The sequence below is a fragment of the Ruegeria marina genome (genome assembly GCF_900101475.1).
GTDB classification, from domain to species: Bacteria; Pseudomonadota; Alphaproteobacteria; order Rhodobacterales; family Rhodobacteraceae; genus Ruegeria_B; species Ruegeria_B marina.
Genome location: NZ_FMZV01000014.1, coordinates 21422 through 38042 on the forward strand (window position 1 = coordinate 21422; position 16621 = coordinate 38042).

The 16621-nt window shown below is 62.0% G+C and carries 16 protein-coding genes; 3 read left to right on the forward strand and 13 right to left on the reverse strand.

Annotation, left to right across the window (positions count from 1 at the left end; translation table 11 throughout):
* Positions 1 to 72: 72 nt before the first annotated feature.
* Genes BLT75_RS17300 through ccoG form a run of 5 tightly spaced genes read right to left on the reverse strand, consistent with a single transcriptional unit; the run spans position 73 to position 4758 of the window.
* Positions 73 to 477, reverse strand: coding sequence for a (R)-mandelonitrile lyase (locus tag BLT75_RS17300; RefSeq protein ID WP_093034666.1), 405 nt, complete (start codon positions 475 to 477; stop codon positions 73 to 75).
* Between the two features lie 47 nt (positions 478 to 524).
* Positions 525 to 683, reverse strand: coding sequence for a cbb3-type cytochrome oxidase assembly protein CcoS (ccoS, locus tag BLT75_RS17305; protein ID WP_093034669.1), 159 nt, complete (start codon positions 681 to 683; stop codon positions 525 to 527).
* A gap of 4 nt (positions 684 to 687) precedes the next feature.
* On the reverse strand, positions 688 to 2865 hold the full coding sequence (locus BLT75_RS17310; protein WP_093034671.1) for a heavy metal translocating P-type ATPase: 2178 nt from the start codon (positions 2863 to 2865) through the stop codon (positions 688 to 690).
* Positions 2866 to 2869: 4 nt separating this feature from the next.
* On the reverse strand, positions 2870 to 3328 hold the full coding sequence (locus BLT75_RS17315) for a FixH family protein (RefSeq protein WP_093034674.1): 459 nt from the start codon (positions 3326 to 3328) through the stop codon (positions 2870 to 2872).
* Positions 3329 to 3330: 2 nt separating this feature from the next.
* Positions 3331 to 4758, reverse strand: a complete 1428-nt coding sequence (ccoG, locus tag BLT75_RS17320; protein ID WP_093034677.1) for a cytochrome c oxidase accessory protein CcoG — start codon at positions 4756 to 4758, stop codon at positions 3331 to 3333.
* Between the two features lie 305 nt (positions 4759 to 5063).
* Between ccoG and BLT75_RS17325 the strand changes: the two genes are divergently transcribed.
* Positions 5064 to 6860 carry a pre-peptidase C-terminal domain-containing protein gene (locus BLT75_RS17325; protein WP_093034680.1) on the forward strand — a complete coding sequence of 599 codons (1797 nt, stop codon included), beginning with the start codon at positions 5064 to 5066 and terminating at the stop codon, positions 6858 to 6860.
* A 158-nt stretch (positions 6861 to 7018) separates the two neighbouring features.
* Here the strand turns inward: BLT75_RS17325 and ccoP are convergent, their stop codons facing one another.
* The 4 genes from ccoP to ccoN are packed head-to-tail and all read right to left on the reverse strand — an operon-like array spanning position 7019 to position 10432.
* Entirely contained in the window at positions 7019 to 7888 is an 870-nt protein-coding gene (ccoP, locus tag BLT75_RS17330) for a cytochrome-c oxidase, cbb3-type subunit III (RefSeq protein ID WP_093034683.1), read from the reverse strand.
* On the reverse strand, positions 7885 to 8070 hold the full coding sequence (locus tag BLT75_RS17335) for a cbb3-type cytochrome c oxidase subunit 3 (RefSeq protein ID WP_093034686.1): 186 nt from the start codon (positions 8068 to 8070) through the stop codon (positions 7885 to 7887). The genes ccoP and BLT75_RS17335 overlap by 4 nt, the downstream gene beginning before the upstream one ends.
* An 11-nt stretch (positions 8071 to 8081) precedes the next feature.
* Positions 8082 to 8810 carry a cytochrome-c oxidase, cbb3-type subunit II gene (ccoO, locus tag BLT75_RS17340; protein ID WP_093034689.1) on the reverse strand — a complete coding sequence of 243 codons (729 nt, stop codon included), beginning with the start codon at positions 8808 to 8810 and terminating at the stop codon, positions 8082 to 8084.
* A gap of 14 nt (positions 8811 to 8824) precedes the next feature.
* On the reverse strand, positions 8825 to 10432 hold the full coding sequence (gene ccoN / locus BLT75_RS17345) for a cytochrome-c oxidase, cbb3-type subunit I (RefSeq protein WP_093034692.1): 1608 nt from the start codon (positions 10430 to 10432) through the stop codon (positions 8825 to 8827).
* A 190-nt stretch (positions 10433 to 10622) separates the two neighbouring features.
* On the opposite strand from ccoN, the gene BLT75_RS17350 reads away from it, so the two are divergent.
* Positions 10623 to 11462 carry a universal stress protein gene (locus BLT75_RS17350; RefSeq protein WP_093034945.1) on the forward strand — a complete coding sequence of 280 codons (840 nt, stop codon included), beginning with the start codon at positions 10623 to 10625 and terminating at the stop codon, positions 11460 to 11462.
* Between the two features lie 12 nt (positions 11463 to 11474).
* Here BLT75_RS17350 and BLT75_RS17355 read toward each other — a convergent pair whose 3' ends face one another.
* From BLT75_RS17355 to BLT75_RS17365, 3 genes are read right to left on the reverse strand one after another with little or no spacing between them, the layout of a single operon-like run.
* Positions 11475 to 13211, reverse strand: coding sequence for an adenylate/guanylate cyclase domain-containing protein (locus tag BLT75_RS17355; protein WP_093034695.1), 1737 nt, complete (start codon positions 13209 to 13211; stop codon positions 11475 to 11477).
* A 31-nt stretch (positions 13212 to 13242) separates the two neighbouring features.
* Positions 13243 to 13497 carry a GlsB/YeaQ/YmgE family stress response membrane protein gene (locus BLT75_RS17360; RefSeq protein WP_093034948.1) on the reverse strand — a complete coding sequence of 85 codons (255 nt, stop codon included), beginning with the start codon at positions 13495 to 13497 and terminating at the stop codon, positions 13243 to 13245.
* Positions 13498 to 13557: 60 nt separating this feature from the next.
* On the reverse strand, positions 13558 to 14880 hold the full coding sequence (locus BLT75_RS17365) for a serine hydroxymethyltransferase (protein WP_093034951.1): 1323 nt from the start codon (positions 14878 to 14880) through the stop codon (positions 13558 to 13560).
* A gap of 98 nt (positions 14881 to 14978) precedes the next feature.
* Here BLT75_RS17365 and BLT75_RS17370 point away from each other — a divergent pair, with 98 nt between their 5' ends.
* Positions 14979 to 15863, forward strand: coding sequence for a LysR family transcriptional regulator (locus BLT75_RS17370; protein WP_093034698.1), 885 nt, complete (start codon positions 14979 to 14981; stop codon positions 15861 to 15863).
* Here BLT75_RS17370 and fnrL read toward each other — a convergent pair.
* Entirely contained in the window at positions 15860 to 16603 is a 744-nt protein-coding gene (gene fnrL, locus BLT75_RS17375; RefSeq protein ID WP_093034701.1) for a transcriptional regulator FnrL, read from the reverse strand. The genes BLT75_RS17370 and fnrL overlap by 4 nt on opposite strands.
* Between the last annotated feature and the right edge of the window lie 18 nt (positions 16604 to 16621).

Sequence of the window (16621 nt, forward strand, 5' to 3'; positions counted from 1 at the left end):
GCTTGCGGATTATGGGCACATAACTGGACCGGAGGTCGAATTCAAGGCCGGTTCAGTTCCCCGGGCATTCGTTCACGCGGGAACGGCCAGGTAATCGGAGTCGGAAACCTTGTCCAGCCAGTTGGCCACCTGTCCGTTCTCCGCCTCTTGAATAGCCAAATGGACCATTCCCGTATAAGGCGCGGCCCCGTGCCAATGCTCCTCGCCGGGCGGAATCCAGACAGTGTCGCCCGCGCGAATAAGGCGTGGCGCTGAATTCCGGGTGCCGACCAGTCCCACCCCGGACAGCACGTGCAGCGTCTGACCCAGCGGATGCGTATGCCAGGCGGTTCTGGCGCCCGGTTCGAACCCCACACGAAGGGCGCGTACCCGAGCCGGTTCCGGAGCCTCGATCACCGGATCCTGCCAGACGGTCCCGGTGAACCATTCCTCGTTCGCGCGCCGGGTCGGCCGGCTGCCGCTTTCGAATATCTCCATTCTGGATCTCCCATGTTTCCCTCAGTCTGGCGCAAGCCGGAAAAGCGTCAAGGCTTTGGCCGGTCGTCCCAGTCATTCGACAAGATGCGGCGGGCATCGCCTTCGGGGTCGTCATACTGGTTCGAGCGCACGGTATAGACAAAGGCCAGCAATCCGACCGCACCAAGGATCAGGGAAATCGGGATCAGGATCGAAAGGACTTCCATAGGCTCACCTCAGCCGCAGCGCATTGAGAGACACGGTAATGGACGAGGTCGACATGGCCAAGGCCGCAATCAGAGGCGAACACAGGCCGACAACCGCAAGAGGCACGGCAATGATGTTGTAGACGGTGGCGATCTGGAAGTTCTCCCGAATGCGGCGGGTCGCTTTTTTCGCGGTGTCACAGGCACCGGCAATGGGGCTCAGATCGGTGCCCAACAGAACGATGTCGGATGCCACCCGCGCCGCATCCAGCGCCGAGGCGGGCGAGATCGAAACATGGGCGGCGGCCAGTGCGGCCGTATCGTTCAACCCATCGCCAACCATCAGGATGCGCCTGCCCTGCCCGGTCAGCGCCTGTACCCGCGTGACCTTGTCCTGCGGCAGCGCCTCGGCCATCCAGTTGGCAATCCCCAGCCGGGCGGCGAGCGCCTCGACCGCGCCGGTCGTGTCGCCGGAAATCAGCATGACCTGCTTGCCCGACGCCTGAAGCGCCGCAACCGTTTCCTCGGCGCCGGGACGCAGCGCATCGGTGAACAGGAAGCCGACCGGCGAATGGTCACCGACCGCCAGCCAGGCCGAGGTTTGTCCGCCATGTGTCGCGCCCACCCAGGCAGCGCGCCCAAGGCGCACGCGCTGGCCGTTCCAGACACCTTCGGTGCCGTAGCCGGGCACCTCGGTCAAATCCTCGACCGAAGCCGGTTCAACGTCAGCTGCCCGCGCGGCACGCGTCAGCGAAACCGCAAGCGGGTGTGACGACGCCTGCGCCAGTGCCAGCGCGATTGACAGATCTTCGCGCGACATACCGTCCAGATTGGTCATTTCGGGCATACCTGCGGTCAAGGTGCCGGTCTTGTCGAAAACCACAGTGTCGACCTCGGCCAGCCGTTCGAGCGCGGTTGCGTGCTTGATCAGCATGCCCTTCTTGAAGAGCCGACCCGAGGCGGCAGTGGTCACCGCGGGCACCGCAAGACCCAGCGCACAGGGACAGGTGATGATCAGCACGGCGGCGGCGATGTTCAGGGCCGTGCGCACGTCACCGGAATAAATATACCAGCCGACAAAACTGAGCGCAGAGAGGATATGCACCCCCGGCGCATAAAGCTTTGCCGCGCTGTCCGCCAGCGAGGTATAGCGCGAGCGCCCGCTTTCGGCGATGGCGACCAGATCGGCCATGCGGTGCAACGATGTCTCCTGCCCCACTGCGCTGGCGCGAATGACCAGCGGCCCGGTCAGGTTGACCTCGCCGGCGCTGACTGCAAAGCCCGGTTCCGCAAAGACCGGCAACGTCTCACCCGTCAAAAGCGAGCGGTCGAGCTCGGAGCGGCCTTCGACAATCTCGCCATCCACGGGCATCCGCCCACCCGGACGCACCAGGATCAGGTCACCGACCACCAGCTGCGCAACGGGCACTTCGGTTTCACGGCCAGCCTCCATCCGGATCGCCCGGGGAACTTCGAGCGCGGCCAGTTCTTCGGCCGCCGAGCGTGCAACCGCCCTTGTCCGATAGTCAAGGTACCGACCCGCCAACAGGAAGAAGGTCAGCGTCAGCGCCGCATCGAAATAGGCATGTTCGCCCGAGAGCGAGGTTTCCCACAGCGAGGTCACCAGCGCCAGAACGATGGCCAGCACGATGGGCACATCCATGTTGAGGCGCTTGACCTTCAATGCACCCCAGGCACTGACAAAGAAGGGTTGCGCCGAAAAGGCGATGGCCGGCATGGCGATGGCCGCGGAAATCCAGTGGAACATGTCGCGCGTCGCATCCGAAGCCCCCGACCAGACCGACACCGAAAGCAGCATGACGTTCATCGAGGCGAAGCCCGCCACCGCCAAACGCATCAGCAGGTCGCGGCCGGCGCGATCGGTCTGCGTGGCATTCAGCGCGCCCGGGTCAAGTTCGTGCGCCTCGTAGCCGGCGCGTTCCAGAACCGGGATCAGGTCAGCAGCACGCAGGTCCGGGGCCGCCTTGATCAGCGCCCGCTTGAGTGTCAGGTTTACGCGCGCATCCTCGACACCCGGATGGGCGGCCAGGGCACGCTCCACGGTCGAGATACAGGCCGAGCAATGAATCCCTGGCAAGGACAGGGCGATCTGTACGTCCTCCGGAACCGGCCTGGCCGGTTCAACCGGACCTGCCACGCAGGCCGGGCAGGCCGCAAGCGAGGGGCGAAGCTGGGCCGTCACCGCATCAGCCCTTCACGTGCAGAACGACACGCTGGGTGAATTCGGTGCCATCGTCGGCCCGCGCGACCATCCGGATGTTCCAGTTTCCGTCGCCCAGTTCCGCCCTGGCCACGTAGACTGTGCCGTCAAACGTGAAAGCAGGCTCGATGTCTTCCTTTACATGCGTGGCGCGCCCCAGCACCGCCTTCAGATCCGACACTTCGACCGGTTGCCCGGCCTGGTCGGTAATCGACACGGTGACAAGCCCGCCCGAGGCGTCGGCACGAACCGACCAACCCAGGGCCTCTTGCGCGTGCAGCCGGGTATTGAATTCCTGGCTGGCAACATAGGAATTCTTCACCTCCAGCCCTGGAAAGGTCTTTATCGCGCTATAGGCCAGCAGGATGTTGACCCCGATGATCACACCGAAGGCGCCGATGAACACCGCCGCTGCGTGCTTTCCGGTAAACTTGCGTTCGCTCATGATCAGTTCCCTCGCCCGTTGAATGTCGTGTCCTTGTAGGCGCGCTCGCCATTGCCCAGATCCTCGACCCAGATACGTACATCGGTGCTCGCGGCCTGCGATGGCGCCGCGTCCTTGGGTGTCACGATGTATACACGCTGGAGCTGGGCCGTATCTGCCGGAACAACCACGGATTCATAGGGCGTTCCCTCAAGCTCGATCCGCATGGTCGGGTCTCCGACGACAGACAGGCGGAATCTGCGGTCTTCTCCATGCTTGTTGCGCAGGCGCACGTCGTAAGTATTGCGGATCGACCCGTCAGACAGGGTGACAAAGGTCGGGTTGCGCACCGGGGCCACGGTCAGGTCGATATCGGACCGGATGAAAAGCGCGAAAAGCAGCGCAAAACCGACCAGCGACCACAGGCCAGTGTACATGATCGTGCGCGGCCGGAAGATGTGCTTCCATACGTTCTTGGGAGGCTGGCCTGCGCGCTCGGCCTGCTCGTCCTTGAGCGCCATGTAGTCGATCAGGCCGCGCGGCTTGCCGATCTTTTCCATCATGTCGTCGCAGGCGTCGATGCACAGCGCGCAGGTGATGCACTCCAGCTGCTGGCCGTCGCGAATGTCGATGCCGACGGGGCAGACGTTGACACAGGCCATGCAGTCGATGCAGTCGCCCAGTTCCGAGTCCTCGGTGCGCTTGCCCTTGCCGCGCGGCTCGCCGCGCCACTCGCGGTAGCCGACGGTCAGCGTATCCTCGTCCATCATCGCGGCCTGGATCCGCGGCCAGGGACAGGCGTAGATGCAGATCTGTTCACGGGCGAACCCCCCGAACAGGAATGTGGTGAACGTCAGCACTGCCATCGTCGTATAGGCGATGGGGTGCGCATTCAGCGTCACCAGATCGCGCAGCAGGGTGGGCGCATCGGCAAAATAGAAAATCCAGGCCCCGCCGGTGGCCAGGCCGATCAGCAGCCAGACCGTCCATTTGGTCAGCCGCAGCCGCGCCTTGCGGAAATCAAGCTTCTTTTGCCGATGCAGGCGCAGTCGTGCATTCCGGTCGCCTTCGATCCAGCGCTCGACCAGGATGAAAAGGTCGGTCCACACGGTCTGCGGACAGGCATAGCCGCACCAGACCCGGCCCAGTGCCGATGTGAACAGAAACAGCCCCAGCCCCGCCATGATCAACAGGCCCGCAACGAAATAGAACTCATGCGGCCATATCTCGACCCAGAAGAAATAGAACCGGCGGTTGGCCATATCGAGAAGCACCGCCTGATCCGGCAGGCTTGGACCGCGGTCCCAGCGAATCCAGGGGGTCACATAGTAGATGCCCAGCGTGATCGCCATGATGATCCATTTGAGATTGCGGAACTTTCCCGACACGCGTCGGGGAAAGATCGGCTCTCGCGCGGCATAAAGGCTGGGGGCCGGGTTGGATTCGCTCACGGATTCGCTCCGAACATTTGGGCAGTTTTCCGGGTGACTTCTTCCAGATCGTTGCCGCTGCCACTTTGACATGGGTCAAAAAGCATATCTGTGGTTAAGCTTTTCGCACGCAACCCGGCGCGACACCGTGACACCCGAGCCGCCCAGCCAGGACGGCAATCATCGCCTGCGTACCGTGTACGACCGCAAACTGCCTATGCCGCAAGAGCCGGAATCGGAGGGGGAGCCAGGTCAGCATCTTTACATAAAGGCTCCTGCTAAATATCGTTTCGTCTCAAGATTGAAATCGTTTAAGGACTGTTGAAATGGCTTTGATAACCGGTGATTTCGCGCCCAATCCGCCCGTTACGGAAACAGATGATCTGCCGAACGATCTGTCCACTTCCGTTTCCTTGATTCCGGCCCAGGTTCTCAACGGCACGATTGACGCCGCAACCGGCGATCGCGGCGACTGGGTGTCGGTGGAGTTGGAGGCCGGCACGGACTACGTCATTCGCATGGACGGGGCCGGATTGGATGACCCGTACCTGGTTTTGCTGGACTCGGCCGGGAATGAGCTGCGTGTAAATGATGACTGGAACGGCTTGAACTCTCAGATAACATTTACACCTACGGAAAACGGCACGTATTTTGTCCGGGCGACTTTCTTCCGCCATTGGAATCCGGGTTTCCAGGCTGGCGGCAGCTATACACTTTCGGTTTCCCCGCCCAACGGTCAACAACTGTCCGGTACCGGGCTGGATGACACAATCATCGGCAATCCAGACCGCGACACGATCGAAGGGTTCGCTGGAGACGACTGGATCGATGGAAATGGCGGCGGCGACCGGATTTACTCGGGCCTTGGCGACGACACGGTAGTAAACGCCGGAGATCGTGCCGAGATCGGCACTGGTGACGGCAACGACTCGGTAGAGGGAGCCAGGTGGGTTCGGATCTGGACAGGCGCCGGAGCAGACACGGTTGTCGTGGAAGGCCGCAGCGCCGAGGTACACACGGGTCAGGATGGCGACATGGTCACCGTTGTCCGTGACGATGACGATGCATACTGGGGCGGAAACCGGATCTACACATGGTTTGGTGATGACACCGTTGATGTCGAGGCGCCCGCGACCGTTTTCGGCGGCCCCGGAAATGACCTGATCCGGGCAATCGGCCCGGAAGCCATTCTTTACGCAAATGGCGACACCGGAGGGCCGGACTACTCGGACCATGGCAACGACACGATCATCGGAGGAACCCAAGGCGACAGGATCTTTGGTGGCTACGGCGACGACAGTTTGGTCGGAAACGCCGGCAGAGATCTGATGTATGGTGGTTCCGGAGATGACACCCTTGATGGCGGTGACGGCGACGACGTTCTGCATGGCGAACTTGGTAACGACACTATCGATGGCGCAGAAGGCAACGACTGGATTTTCGGCGCAGAAGGCAACGACAGTATTCTTGGCGGCGACGGTGCAGACAGCCTTTTGGGGGATCAGGGAAATGACAGCCTCGATGGCGGCAACGGCGCGGATTGGATGGAAGGGGGCCATGGGAACGACGTCCTGCATGGCAACGATGGCAACGACCGCCTATGGAGCGGCGACGGCAACGACACCGTCTCTGGCGGCGAGGGCGATGACCGGTTGGGCGGCGGACAAACCGGCGACGACAGCCTGTCCGGCAACCAGGGCAACGACCTCATCTGGGGCGGACACGGAAACGATACGCTGATCGGCGGCTATGGCAACGATTCCCTTTATGGCGGCACCGGGGACGACCTGTTGCGCGGCGATGACGGAGACGACCAGCTCGACGGCGGGTCGGGATCCAACCTGCTCGATGGCGGGGCAGGCAATGACACTTTGATCGCAAGGTCCGCGACAGATACCGTCGCGTTTTCCGACGGGGACGATCTCCTGCTGGCCTTTGCACCCGGCAGCGGTGCGCGGATCGACCTGTCCGGCGTCGCCGCGATCACCGATTTCGCGGACCTGCTGGCCAACCACCTGAGCGATACGGATCTGGGCGCGGTGATTGACGATGGCAGCGGCAATACCCTGACGCTCGACCATCTCCTGATCGCCGATCTGAGCGCCGACGACTTCTTGTTCTGAACGGTCCTGGACAAGGAAAACCCCGCCAAACAAAAATTGGTTGGCGGGGTTTTTTGCTTTACATCAAAAGGGCGTCGGCTGTTCAGGAAACGCGCGAACAGATCGAACAGCCGACGCCAGCCACCGGGCAGCGCAGGCCGCCCGGTGGTATTCCGGTTTTACTCACCGCCGCCCAACTGGTGGACATAGGCCGAGACCGCGCGGATCTCCGCCTCGGTCAGGCGGGTGTTCCACGGAGGCATGACGCCAAAGCGCGAGTTTGTGACGGTTTCCGAGATATCCGCATAGTCGCCACCATAAAGCCAGATCGCATCGGTCAGGTTCGGTGCACCTTGGGTGCGGTCACCTGTTCCGTCCTCGGCATGGCAGGACGCGCAGTTGTCGGCATAGACCACAGCACCTTCGGATACCTTGGATGCATCCCGCGGCTCACCCGACAGCGACATCACGTAGTTGACCACCTGGTCGATCTGTTCGGCCTCCAGCAACTCGTCACGACCGAATGCCGGCATTTCGGAATAGCGCGCATCGTCGTTTTCCGTGTTTCGGATCCCGGCGGTGACGGTTTGGTGGATTTCTTCCATCGAACCACCCCAGAGCCAGTCATCATCGAGCAGGTTCGGATAGCCCTTGGCCCCCGCCGCGCCGGACCCGTGGCACTGGGCGCACCAGGTCTTGAACACGGCTGCCCCCGCAGAAACGGCATAGGAGTTCAGCTCGGCATCCGAACTGATCGCGCTCAGTTCCGCGGCTTCCAGCCTGGCGTTGATCGGCGCGTTGGCCTCTTCGACCTCGGCGATTGCCGCCGCGACGTTGGCGCGCGTCGACCAGCCCATCACCCCCGCCGTGGCCGAATTGATCAGCGGCCAGGCAGGATAGGCAATGGTGTAACCGATGCCCCAGATGATCGTCAGGTAGAAGGTCCACAGCCACCAGCGCGGAAGCGGGTTGTTGAACTCTTCGATCCCGTCCCAGGAGTGTCCGGTCGTTTCCGGATCGCCTTTCTTGATTTCGGATTTCTTGCTCATTGCCGCGCCTCCTTGGATGTGGCGGGTTTGTCCTGGTGGCGGAAGGGGATGTTGGCCGTATCGCTATAGGATTTGCTTGCTCCCGGACGGAAGACCCAGAGGATCACTCCGATGAAGAAGGCGAACAAGGCCAGCAGCATCCAGCTGTCCGCGAATTGCCTGAGGAGTGTGTACTGTTCCATTCATGCCTCCCTCAGCGGCTCGCGTCCGGCGTGAAGGTCGAGAAATCGACCAGCGTGCCAAGCATCTGCAGATAGGCGATCAGCGCATCGGCCTCGGAAACACCCGGCTGACCGTCGAAATTGCGCACGTTCACCTTGTCGCCATAACGCTCGAGCAGACCGTCATAGTCGCTGTCCGGATCCGCCTGGGCGGCAAAGTCGGCCTGCGCGTTCTCGATCATCTCGTCGGTATAGGGCACGCCGACGATTGCGTTGGTCGCCATGATGTCGCCGATGTACTTGCCGTCGATCATGGTGCGCTCGAGGTAGCCGTATTTCGGCATCACCGACTCCGGAACCACCGACTGCGGATCACGCATGTGGTCCACATGCCATTCGTCCGAATAGCGGCCACCGACACGAGCCAGGTCGGGCCCGGTCCGTTTGGACCCCCACTGGAACGGATGGTCGTACATCGACTCGGCCGCCAGCGAGTAGTGGCCGTAACGCTCGACCTCGTCCCGCATCGGGCGGATCATCTGGCTATGGCAGACGTAGCAGCCTTCACGCAGGTAGACTTCGCGCCCGGCCATTTCGAGCGGGGTGTAGGGCCGCATGCCCTCCACCTTCTCGATGGTGTTCTCCAGATAGAACAGCGGGGCGATCTGAACGATACCGCCGATGGTCACGACCAGGAAGCTGAAGATCAGCAGGAGGGTCGCGTTGGTCTCGAGGATCTTGTGTTTTTCGAGAATTGCCATTGCTCCGGCCCTCCTTATTCAGCCGGGACCGCGACCGAAAGGCTGGCCTCTTTGGCCGGTGCCTTGCGGACGGTCATCCACAGGTTGTAGCACATGATGATCGCGCCGGTGAGGTACAGGACCCCGCCCAGACCACGCACCACGTACATCGGGAACTTGGCGGCCACGGTGTCGGCGAACGAGTTCACGAGGAAGCCGTTTGCATCCACTTCGCGCCACATCAGGCCTTCCATGATGCCTGTCACCCACATCGAGGAGGCGTAGAGCACGATACCGATGGTGGCGAGCCAGAAGTGATAGTTCACCAGTTTCAGCGAGAAGAGGCGATCACGCTTCCACAGTACGGGCACCAGGAAGTAGAGCGCGCCGAAGGTGATCATGCCGTTCCAGCCGAGCGCACCCGAGTGCACGTGACCGATGGTCCAGTCGGTGTAGTGGCTCAGCGAGTTCACCGCGCGGATCGACATCATCGGCCCTTCGAAGGTGGACATGCCGTAGAAGCCGACCGAGATCACCATCATCCGGATGATCGGATCGGTGCGCAGCTTGTCCCATGCGCCCGACAGCGTCATCAGGCCGTTGATCATGCCACCCCACGAGGGCATCCACAGCACGACCGAGAACACCATACCCAAGGTCGAGGCCCAGTCGGGCAACGCGGTGTAATGCAGGTGGTGCGGACCGGCCCAGATGTAGATGAAGATCAGCGCCCAGAAGTGGATGATCGACAGCTTGTAGGAGAACACCGGGCGTTCTGCCTGCTTGGGAATGAAATAGTACATCATACCCAGGAAGCCTGCGGTCAGGAAGAAGCCGACGGCGTTGTGGCCGTACCACCACTGCGTCATGGCATCCTGCACACCCGCCCAGACGATGACCGATTTGGAACCCCAGATGCTGACCGGAATGGTCAGGTTGTTGACCACATGCAGCATGGCGACGGTGACGATGAATGACAGGTAGAACCAGTTCGCCACGTAGATATGGGGTTCCTTGCGCTTGATGATCGTGCCCAGAAACACGGCCAGGTAGGCCACCCAGACAATTGTCAGCCACAAGTCGACATACCATTCGGGCTCGGCATATTCCTTGGACTGTGTTCCGCCCAGCAGATAGCCGGTTGCCGCCAGCACGATGAACAGCTGATAGCCCCAGAACACGAACCACGCCAGGTTGCCGCCCCAGAGCCGCGCGGCGCTGGTGCGTTGAACCACATAGAACGAGGTTGCGATCAGGGCGTTACCACCAAAGGCGAAAATTACCGCCGAGGTGTGCAACGGACGCAGACGACCGAAGTTGGCAACCCCCTGCGCCCATTCGAAATTGAGGCCGGGGAAGGCGAGCTGAAAGGCGATGAATGTTCCGACGAGGAAACCGACGACACCCCAGAAGGCGGTAGCGATCACTCCATAGCGGATCACGCCATCCATGTATTCACCCGACAGGTTGATCGTCTTGCCGGGCTCGTCCGTCTTGCGCAGCGTCCAGATGAAAAGCCCACCGGCGACAAACAATACGATGACCGCATGCACCTGGTAAGCCAAATCACGCGCGAAATTGATCCCCATCGCGGCGAACAGCGCGATGAGACCAAGCGCAATAAGCTTGATATAATTCGACATTTTGCGTCCCTTTGCCTTGTCCCACGCGATTCTTGTGCCACGCCAGACGGATTAGACTGGGCGTTTAATTGAAGAATTGCGCCCCACTCTGCTTTGATCTGCATCAAGACATGCGACGGAAATGTGTGAGACGCATAATCCAATTGGAACGCCCCGAATAACCGGGGTGCGATACGCGCACGAGGTTGAGATGGCCTACAAGTCCCTGCTGACGGTACTGACAGACCCCGAACAGTCGAAAACGGCTCTGGATCAATTGGTTGCACTGGCGGAATCTCAGGATGGCCATGCCGAGGCTCTCTGCCTTGGCGTCGACCGTAGCCAGACGGGATACTACTATGCCGGCGCAAACGCCCTGATCCTGCAAGAGACCCTGAACCGGGCGAATGCGGAAGCTGAAGAGGTTCTGACTTTGGCCAAGGATCACCTGAGCAAGTCAGGTGTTCGCTGGTCGGCCGAAAGCGGCGTCGCCCAGATCGCCGATCTCGGCCGCCACGTTGCTTACCGTGCCCGGTTTTCGGACCTCGTTGTCCTGCCACGTCCCTATGGCGAAGGCCGGGGCGCCGAGGCCGAGCCGATCGTCGAAGCCGCCATGTTCGAAGGCCATGCCCCAGTCCTGGTCGTGCCCGACAACCGCGCTCCGATGAAACTGCCGCGCACCGCCATGATCGGCTGGAACGAGAGCGTCGAGGCAATGCGGGCGATCCGGCTTGCAATGCCATTCCTCAAGGCGGCCGAACTGGTCCGGATCGTGGTCATCGACCCGCCGCAACACGGACCCGACCGTTCCGATCCCGGCGGGTTGCTCAGCCAGATGTTGTCGCGTCACGGCGTCAAGGTCGAGATCGACGTCCTGAGCAAGACGATGACACGGGTTTCGGACATCCTGAACCGACACGCGGCGGATACCGATGCGGATTTGATCGTGATGGGCGCCTATGGCCATTCACGGTTCCGCGAAGCGATTCTTGGCGGCGCAACCCGGAACATGCTGGAGAAGGCAAGCGTTCCCATTTTCATGGCGCACTGAATTAGCAAGGGGTTACTCCGGTAGCCCCACCGCCTTGAGCCAGTGGCTGTTCTGCTGCGTATGCAACGCGGCGCGAAAGAACTTGTGGTGATCCTGGAACCGGGACACCGAGAATTCGGGTGACAGGTCCAGCAGCCTGCGCGCCATCGTATGCGCCTCGTCCATCCTGCCGAGTTCGCAGAGCGAACAGATCGAATGGACATAAAGCACGACGACATTTGGGTTCAACCGCAACCCCGCTTGCGACGCCTCGAGCGCTTCTTCGAAACGACCGGCGTCGCGATGAACCGCGGCAATCGCGACCAGCGCCCGAAACCACAAAGGGTCCTTGGGGTTCAACTGTCGTGCCCGGTCCGCCAGATCCAGGACCTTCAGGCTGTCGCCCTGCAACGCCTCGAGCATCGCCAGCGAGGTCCAGGCCCAGGCGAAACTCGGGCAGCCTTCGCAGGCTTGCCGGACCAGCCCCATTCCCTTTTCGATTTCCAGACCGAAGAAGGCCAGCGCATAGCCTGCATAGGCCGCGACTTCGAGATCGCCCGGAGCAAGGTCGAGTGCGGCATTGGCCAACTCACCGCCGCGCGCGCGGTCCGTCTCCTGCGCATAGCCGACGCGCCACGCGACATTCAACGTATGGCACCATGCCCGGAGCGCCATGGCCTTGGCATAGTCGGGGGCGGCCCCGATCGCCGAATCCAGAAGTTCGGCCGCCTTGGCGACCTGTGCCCGGTTCAGCGCCGCCAGCCCTTGCAGGTAATAATCATAGGCGCTGGCATTGCCGGGCGCGCTCTGGGCGGCGCGTCTCATCTCGGCCATCTGGACGGTTGGGGCCACGGCCGCGACCACGGCTTCGGTCACCTTGTCTTGCAAGTCGAAAATGTCTTCGCCGGTTCCGTCGAAACGCTCGGACCAGACCTGCGCGCCTGTGGTGGTATCCGCCAACTGGCCCGTTACCCGGACCCGGTTTCCCTGAATCCTGAGACTTCCTTCCAGGATGTATCTGACCCCCAGTTCCCGCCCGATCTGACGAATGTCCATCGGCGTCCCCTTGTAGGCGAAGGAGGAATTCCGGGCGATCACGAACAGCCAAGGCACCCGCGCAAGGGCCGAGATGATATCCTCGGTCAACCCATCGGCGATGTACTCGGTTTCCGGATTGGCCGACCAGTTCGTCAGCGGAAGAACGGCCAGGGATGGTTTGTCGGCTACTCTTCTTTGCGTGGCGGGCGCCGCGACCTGCCTCAAAGGCATCCACTCGAACAATCGGACGCTGCGCGAGATGTTCTTCAGAACCGGTGCGCCCGCGTCCCGAAATACCATGTCCAGCCGCCCCGAGACTTCGTCCCGGACCCGTTCCGAAACGACAACGCCACCCTCGGGCGCGAAGGCCTCGATCCGGGCGGCGATGTTCACGTCATCGCCAAAGATGTCGTTGTTTTCCGAGAGGATCTCGCCCGAATGGACGCCAACCCGCAATCGCATCTGTTCGCCATCGTCCAATGGCGCATTGCGTTCCATCATCCGGTTCTGGATCGCCGCCGCACAGCCGACCGCGTCGCGGGACGAAGCGAATTCGGCCAGCAGCCCGTCGCCCATCGTCTTGACCACCCGCCCCCGGTGCAGTCCGATGACCAGTTCCATGGCGTCCAGATGTCCCCGCGCGGCGCGAACCGCCATTTCCTCGTTGCGCCCGACATGAGCACTGTAACTTGCGAAATCCGCGACAAGAACCGCCGCCAATCGTCTTTCCATCAGGCCCCACCCCTGCTTCAAAGCCGAGGCATCATGCCTTGCGGATGAGACCGATCAGGAACAGCAGGATGACCGCGCCGATCGTGGCATGCAGAACGGATGCCAGAAACCCGCCGCCCACGGCAAAACCCAGGGCCGGGAAGATCAATCCGGCCAGAAAAGCGCCCACGATACCGACGATGAGGTTGCCGACCAGGCCAAACCCGCGTCCGGCCATGATCTTGCCGGACAACCACCCGGCCAATGCCCCGACGATGAGCATAACCAGCAGGCTTTCGAACTGCATCATCCCTGTCTCCCGAACCTTGGTTTCCTTCGGCAAGTAGATCACGGATCGGCGGTTCGGTCACGTTCTGATGTAATGCATGCCCTGAAACCGCGCGCGCATCTCGCGGGTACGGAGCGCCACCGCCTCGGGGTCGTTGCCGGTCAGCCCCTGGGTGATCAACCATGCCAGCTCGGCGGCATGTTCGGGCGTCACACCCCGGCGAACCAACTCTGGCGTTCCGATCCTCAGCCCATTCAGATCACCGGCCACCGGGTCGATCGGCAAGCCGATGCCACAGGCAAGAAACCCCGCGCGGCGCAATGTTCTGGATCCGGCCTGACCACCGCCGAACCGGCCTGCCTCGACCGCGAACTGGTGTGAGGCGGTTGCACCGCCCAAGCCATGAAACACCGGCAGACCCAGCGCTTCCAACTCGGCGGCCAGTGCCTGGGCAAGATCGACCATGGCCTGGGCATAGGCCGGCCCGTGATCAACCCAGTCGAGCAGCGAAATCGCCAGTGCCGCTGATTTCGCCGCGTCGAAATTGGCCGTCATACCGGGAAAGGCGATGGCGTCCAGGCGCTCGGCAATTTCGGCATCGTTGGTCACGATCAGGCCGCCGGCAGGGCCGCCGAGGCTCTTGTAGGTGCTCATCGTCATAAGATGCGCGCCCTGTTCCAGCGGATTTGCCCAGACCCCGCCCGCGATGATGCCGCATTGATGCGCCGCATCGAACAGGACCTTTGCCCCAATCTCATCGGCAATCTCGCGCACCCCTGCAACCGGATGCGGGAACAGGTTCAGCGACCCGCCGACGGTGATCAGCCTGGGTCTGTGTTGCCTTGCAAGTTCGGCAAGCGCGCGCAGATCGACGCTGTACCCATCCGAATCCACCGGCGCCTCGATGGTCGCCAACCCATAAAGACCGGCACAGCCGGGCTTGTGATGCGTGACATGCCCGCCGACGCTGGCGGGTGGCGCGATGATCGTGTCGCCGGGCCGGGTGACCGCCATGAATCCGTAGAGATTCGCCAACGCACCCGACGCGACCCTGATCTCGGCATAACGGGCATTGAACACCTGCGCGGCCAGTTCGGCGGCGATCACTTCGATCTCCTCGATGGCTTCGAGACCCATTTCGTATTTGTCGCCGGGGTATCCAAGGGACGGGCGGCTACCCAAACCCGCCGCCAATGCGGCCTCGGCGCGCGGGTTCATCACATTGGTGGCCGGGTTCAGGTTGAAGCACTCTTCGTCATGGATAACCCGGTTCCGTTCGATCAGCCTCCCGAGCCGCTCCTCGATCGCGTCGCTGTTTGCGCGCGCGGTCTCGGCGGCGATCTCCTGCACACGGGCTTCGCATTTGGCAGGAACCCAAGAGCGGTGGACAAGATTTGGCATGTTGATCTCCATCTTTCATCATCAGGATGGTCTGCGTCCGGATTGCGCACAAACCAGATTTAGGAAAAATTAGGGCTAGAAAAATTGAGGCTCACGCAATGCCGATATCTCCGCCACGCCCACGCCCGCTGCCACTGAACGCCCTGCGCGCCTTTGAGGCGGCGGCGCGGCTTGAAGGCTTTGCCGCCGCTGCCGAGGAGATCGGGGTCACGCCTGGCGCCATCTCGGCGCATGTGAAACAACTCGAACAAGCATTGGGTGCCCCGTTGTTCGTGCGCACTGCGCGTGGTGTTTCGTTGACAGCGCTGGCGCTCAAGGTTCTGCCGGACCTGACGCGGGGCTTCGATGCCCTTGCAGCCGCCAGCCGCACGCTACAGTCAGACGCCGCACCGCAGGTGGTGCAGGTGGTGGCCTTGCCTTCGGTTGCGCAACTCTGGCTGTCGCCTCGGTTGCCGGGTCTGCGGCAGGCCGCGCCCGAGATCGAAATCTCGGTCACCGCGATGGAGGCGCCGCCCGATCTCAAACGTGCACCCTATGACCTGTACCTGTTCTTTGGCGATGGCCCCGGAGAACCGCTGGCGCCCGATGTCATCTTTCCGGTCTGCGCCCCCGGACTGGCGAGCAAGCTCAAGCGACCGGCAGACTTGGCCAACCTGCCCTGTCTGTCCGACAGTAGCTGGAGCGGCGATTGGGAGGCATGGGCGACCGAGGCGATGCCGGGCCAGCGATTTGCCCCCCGGGGTCCGGTGTTTTCGCTCTATGCGCTCGCGGTCGAAGAGGCGGTGAATGGTGCCGGCGTTCTCATCGGACACGAGGCGCTGGTTGCTCCCCTGCTGGCCAGCGGCCGGCTTGTCGCACCTTTCGACATCAAGGTCCGGCTGCAACGGCAGCTTTCCCTGTGGAGCCCCCGCCCCATTCGCGAAGGCAGCACCGTGGACCGCGTGGCGCGCTGGTTGCGACAGGGTAGTGCAGGTCTCCTCTAGACCAGGAAACCACCATCCGCATCATCGCCCGCTTCTTCCATCAGCCGGCCCATGTCGGGAACGGTCACGTGACGCTTGCCTTCGAGGTGGATGACACCATCCTTTTTCAATGCGGAGATCTGCCGGCTGACTGTTTCCAGCGTCAGCCCCAGATAATCCGCCATTGCCTCGCGGGTAAGCGGCAGGTCGAACACGATCGGCCCACTCAGCCCGCGCTTGGTCAGCGACGCATCGCGCCGGGCGATGATCGACAAAAGGCTGGCGATCTTTTCCCGTGCTGTCTTGCGGCCCAGCACAAGCATCCACTCGCGCGCGGCATCAAGTTCATCAAGGGTCATTTCCAGCAGCCTGTGCGCGATATGCGGCGTCCGCGCCATCAGATCCTCGAACGGTTTCTTGCGGAAACAGCACATCACCAGATCGGTGGTCGCCACGACATCATAAGGCGCATTTTCGCGCCCCGGTCGACCGACGAAATCGGATGGCAGCAAAAGGCCCACCATCTGGGTACGGCCATCTTCCATGGTCTGGGTCAAGGAAGCGATTCCAGAAACGACGGAGCCTACGAAATTCATCTGGTCACCGGACCAGATGATCGTCTGCCCGGCCTCGAAACTGCGATAGTACTTGATCACTTCGAGTTCGCCCAACTCTTGCGGCTCGCAACGCGCGCAAACCGCACGATGCCTGATCGGGCAATCGCTACATTCCGAGTGGCTGAGTTGCGGTTGGCTGCTCATATGTTCTCGGTCCTACTT

Excerpts from the sequence above, each read along its gene's own strand:
- BLT75_RS17300 (WP_093034666.1), bottom strand. The coding sequence starts at position 477 with ATGGAGATATTCGAAAGCGGCAGCCGGCCGACCCGGCGCGCGAACGAG.
- ccoS (WP_093034669.1), bottom strand. The coding sequence starts at position 683 with ATGGAAGTCCTTTCGATCCTGATCCCGATTTCCCTGATCCTTGGTGCG.
- BLT75_RS17315 (WP_093034674.1), bottom strand. The coding sequence starts at position 3,328 with ATGAGCGAACGCAAGTTTACCGGAAAGCACGCAGCGGCGGTGTTCATC.
- BLT75_RS17360 (WP_093034948.1), bottom strand. The coding sequence starts at position 13,497 with ATGCAGTTCGAAAGCCTGCTGGTTATGCTCATCGTCGGGGCATTGGCC.
- fnrL (WP_093034701.1), bottom strand. The coding sequence starts at position 16,603 with ATGAGCAGCCAACCGCAACTCAGCCACTCGGAATGTAGCGATTGCCCG.
- BLT75_RS17370 (WP_093034698.1), top strand. The coding sequence starts at position 14,979 with ATGCCGATATCTCCGCCACGCCCACGCCCGCTGCCACTGAACGCCCTG.
- ccoN (WP_093034692.1), bottom strand. The coding sequence starts at position 10,432 with ATGTCGAATTATATCAAGCTTATTGCGCTTGGTCTCATCGCGCTGTTC.
- ccoP (WP_093034683.1), bottom strand. The coding sequence starts at position 7,888 with ATGAGCAAGAAATCCGAAATCAAGAAAGGCGATCCGGAAACGACCGGA.
- BLT75_RS17350 (WP_093034945.1), top strand. The coding sequence starts at position 10,623 with ATGGCCTACAAGTCCCTGCTGACGGTACTGACAGACCCCGAACAGTCG.
- ccoO (WP_093034689.1), bottom strand. The coding sequence starts at position 8,810 with ATGGCAATTCTCGAAAAACACAAGATCCTCGAGACCAACGCGACCCTC.
- BLT75_RS17325 (WP_093034680.1), top strand. The coding sequence starts at position 5,064 with ATGGCTTTGATAACCGGTGATTTCGCGCCCAATCCGCCCGTTACGGAA.
- BLT75_RS17355 (WP_093034695.1), bottom strand. The coding sequence starts at position 13,211 with ATGGAAAGACGATTGGCGGCGGTTCTTGTCGCGGATTTCGCAAGTTAC.
- BLT75_RS17365 (WP_093034951.1), bottom strand. The coding sequence starts at position 14,880 with ATGCCAAATCTTGTCCACCGCTCTTGGGTTCCTGCCAAATGCGAAGCC.
- BLT75_RS17335 (WP_093034686.1), bottom strand. The coding sequence starts at position 8,070 with ATGGAACAGTACACACTCCTCAGGCAATTCGCGGACAGCTGGATGCTG.